The 3,337-nt window shown below is 64.2% G+C and carries 3 protein-coding genes; all 3 read right to left on the reverse strand.

Annotated features, from left to right (window positions below; translation table 11 throughout):
* Positions 1-336: 336 nt before the first annotated feature.
* Entirely contained in the window at positions 337-645 is a 309-nt protein-coding gene (locus tag RKP46_RS14230) for a transposase (RefSeq protein WP_311107242.1), read from the reverse strand.
* A gap of 84 nt (positions 646-729) precedes the next feature.
* The gene (locus RKP46_RS14235; protein ID WP_311107243.1) at positions 730-1,185 is read right to left on the reverse strand and encodes a hypothetical protein; all 456 of its coding nucleotides are present in this window, start codon (positions 1,183-1,185) and stop codon (positions 730-732) included.
* A 28-nt stretch (positions 1,186-1,213) separates the two neighbouring features.
* Positions 1,214-3,337 (reverse strand): efflux RND transporter permease subunit (locus RKP46_RS14240; protein ID WP_311107244.1); only part of this gene is annotated, 2,124 nt, incomplete at its 5' end.

The raw sequence follows: 3,337 nt of genomic DNA on the forward strand, positions 1-3,337 counted from the left end.
CCGGTCCGCGGTGATAGTCGGGGTTCTTGGCGAGCCATCTGGCTTGGCTGGCCCGCCTGCTCGCCGCCCTGCATGTCGCCGCCCCACAATAAGGCTGGTGCCGCGGGTTACGCCTGTCCGGCACGAACGCCCGATCGCGATTCACGCAGGGGTCCTGCTTCGCTCTGACCATCACGCGTCGCCTCCTGCCTCACCACAGGACAGGCTACCACACGGTCTGGAGAGGAAACCAAACTAGAACCAAGCAGCGAAGAAACGCCAGCTCGTTATCAATCTCTCGAAGAACATCCACACTTCAAGGACATCCAACTGCACGCCGGCTCACGGCGACCACTTTCAGGTTGGCCGCGAGACGAGCGGCGTGAGCATCAAGCTGACGCGGCCGCCAGGACCCGGCTTGACGCTCGCATGGACCAGGTCTTCGGCGTCGATTTCACGCAGACGCTCCAGCGCAAAGGCGGGTCGAGCGCAATGCGGCAGCAGCCGTTCCAGGTCCTGGCGGTCCGCCGCTTCGATGCGCACGCTGGCGTCGAGCGAGAAGCCGCCATCGTGATCCCAGTTCGCCATCGCCTCGGCGTCTGCCGGCTCGAGCACAGCGCGGCGGGTCAGCGCGCGCAGCAGACGGGCGGGAGCAGTCTGACGCATTCATCCGGACAGCAAGCCGACCCGGAGATGACATTCGCGTGCTCGGTGCATTCTCCTGGCGGTCGCTGCGGAGGGCTTCCCGCTTCAATGCTGGTGATCCGCATGTCCATCCTTGGCGACGGCGAGCGGTGTGAAGCGCGCCTGTTCGGCAGGCTTGCCCGGGAAGCTGATCGAGACGACGACCTTCATGTCCCGCGTCGACACGTACCTGGCGATGCCCTTGAGCCGATTGTCGCCATCCGGCGCCAGCGTCGCGCTCGACTTGAGCTTGCCGGCGAGCAGGGTCGCCGTCCCGCTGGCCCCGCTGGTCGGGACTTTCGCGCCAGCGTGGTCGGTGACATAGACGAGCACCGGGTTGTCTTTCGCTTCCTTGCTGTCCTTGGCCACGACCAACTCGAAGTGATACGCGCCGGCCATGCGCAACTGACCGCCATTGGGCGCTTTCTGGGTATTGAGGACATCGTCGGTGTGGGCCAGCGACGCCGGGCTGGTCAGAGCCAAGGCACTGGCCGCGGCGATCAGGAACAGGGTTTTCTTCATGGGGACTCTCCTTGCGTGATGAACAGGGTCAGAAACTTTCTTTTTCCGAGCTGGCGAGCAAACGCTGCAATGGCTCTTGCCCCCAGAGCCAGAACATCACCGGGGTGAGCAGTGTATCGAGCAGGGTCGAACTGACCAGTCCGCCGAAGATGACGACGGCGACCGGATGCAGGACTTCCTTGCCCGGGGCATCGGCGGAGAGCAGCAGCGGCAGCAGCGCGAAGGCAGCGACCAGCGCGGTCATCAGGACGGGCGTCAGACGCTCGAGCGATCCGCGCACGATCAGGTGCTCGCCGAAACGTTCGCCTTCGAAGGCGCACAGGTTGATGTAGTGGCTGATCTTGAGGATGCCGTTGCGCGTGGCGATGCCGGTCAGCGTGATGAAACCGACCAGAGCAGCGACCGACAGCGGCTGCCCGGAAATCCACAGGGCGAGCACGCTACCGATCAGTGCCAGCGGGATGTTACCCATGATGATCAGGGTCAGCGCGATCGAGCGATAGCGGCTGTAGAGCACCATGAAGATCATCGTCAGCGACACCAGCGCGAGCAAGGTGATCAGTTCGGCGGCCTGCTCCTGTGCCTGGAACTGTCCTTCGAGCGCAGTGAAATAGCCCTCGGGCATGGGCTTGGCGGCCAGTTCGGCGCGGATGTCGGCGATCACCTTCGACATGTCGCGGCCGTCGGTATTGGCGGAAAGCACGATGCGGCGGCGGGAGTTCTCGCGGCTGACCTGATTGGGACCATCGCTTTCCTCGACGCTGGCGATCTTGGACAAGGGGACGTAGCCGGTCGGCGTCTCGATGAGAAGTTCGGCCAAGGCCTGCGGCCCGCGCGCAGACTCCGGCAAGCGCAACAGGAGATCGAAGCGGCGGTTGCCTTCGATGATCTGAGTGATCTTCTCGCCCTCGATCATCTGTTGCAGTCCACGCAACAGGTTGCCGGGCGCTACGCCATAGCGTGCCGCCTGCTCGTAATCGAGCCGGATCTTGACCTGCGGGATCAGCACCTGTTTTTCGATCTGCAGATCGGCCACGCCGGGAATCCGCGCCAGCCGCTCACGCATTTCAGTCGCCAGGCCGCGCAGGGTATCGAGATCGTCGCCGTAGATCTTCAGCGCAATCTGGGCGCGCACACCGGAAAGCAGGTGATCGAGTCGGTGCGAAATCGGCTGACCGACGTTGGAGGCGGCCGGCAGGCTGGCCAGACGGCTCCGGATGTCGGCGATGATCTCGTCGCGACTGCGCGCCGAGGCCTTCAGGTCCACGTCCATTTCCGTGTAATGCACGCCTTCCGCATGCTCGTCCAGCTCGGCACGGCCGGTGCGCCGGCCAACCTGCGTGACTTCCGGCACCTGCATCACCAGGTGCTCGGCGAGGGTGCCGATGGCGCTGGATTCGGCGAGCGAAGTGCCGGGATTGAGCAGGACGTTGACGGTCAGCGTGCCCTCGTTGAACGGCGGCAGGAACGAGCGCGGAAAGAAGGGCACGCTCGCCGCGACGATGACGACCAGGAGCACGGCACCCGCCAGCAGGCGGCGCGCGTGGCCGAATGACCAGTGCAGAAGCCGGGCATCCCAGCGCTTGAGCCAGCTCACCAACGGGCTGTCGCCGGCGTGGAGCTGCTTCATCGACGGCAGCAGGTAGTAGGCCATGACCGGCGTCAGCGTTACCGAAACGATCATGCTGGCGAGAATCGAGACGATGTAGGCGACGCCGAGCGGCGTGAACAGCCGGCCCTCGATCCCCGGCAGGACGAACAGCGGCACGAACACGAGAACGATGATCACGGTCGCATAGACGATGGCGGAACGTACCTCCAGCGTCGCGGCAGCAATCACTTCGACAACCGGACGCGGCGCGTCGGCGGCTCGATTCAGCTTCAATCGCCGAAGCACGTTCTCGACGCCGACGACTGCGTCATCGACCAGCTCGCCGATGGCGATGGCCAAGCCGCCCAGCGTCATGGTGTTGATCGACAGGCCGAAGTAACGGAACACGAGTGCCGTGACCAGCAGCGACACCGGAATCGCCATCAGTGAAATCAGCGTGGTACGCACGTTGAGCAGGAACATGAAAAGGATCACGGCGACCAGGATGGCGCCGTCGCGCAACGCCTCCTCGACGTTGTTCACCGAATGCTCGATGAAGTC

The organism is Accumulibacter sp., from assembly GCF_031732815.1.
Classification (GTDB): Bacteria; Pseudomonadota; Gammaproteobacteria; order Burkholderiales; family Rhodocyclaceae; genus Accumulibacter.

What these genes read in the sequence shown, in the direction of transcription:
- RKP46_RS14235 (WP_311107243.1), bottom strand. Translation starts at nt 1,185, where the DNA reads ATGAAGAAAACCCTGTTCCTGATCGCCGCGGCCAGTGCCTTGGCTCTG.
- RKP46_RS14230 (WP_311107242.1), bottom strand. Translation starts at nt 645, where the DNA reads ATGCGTCAGACTGCTCCCGCCCGTCTGCTGCGCGCGCTGACCCGCCGC.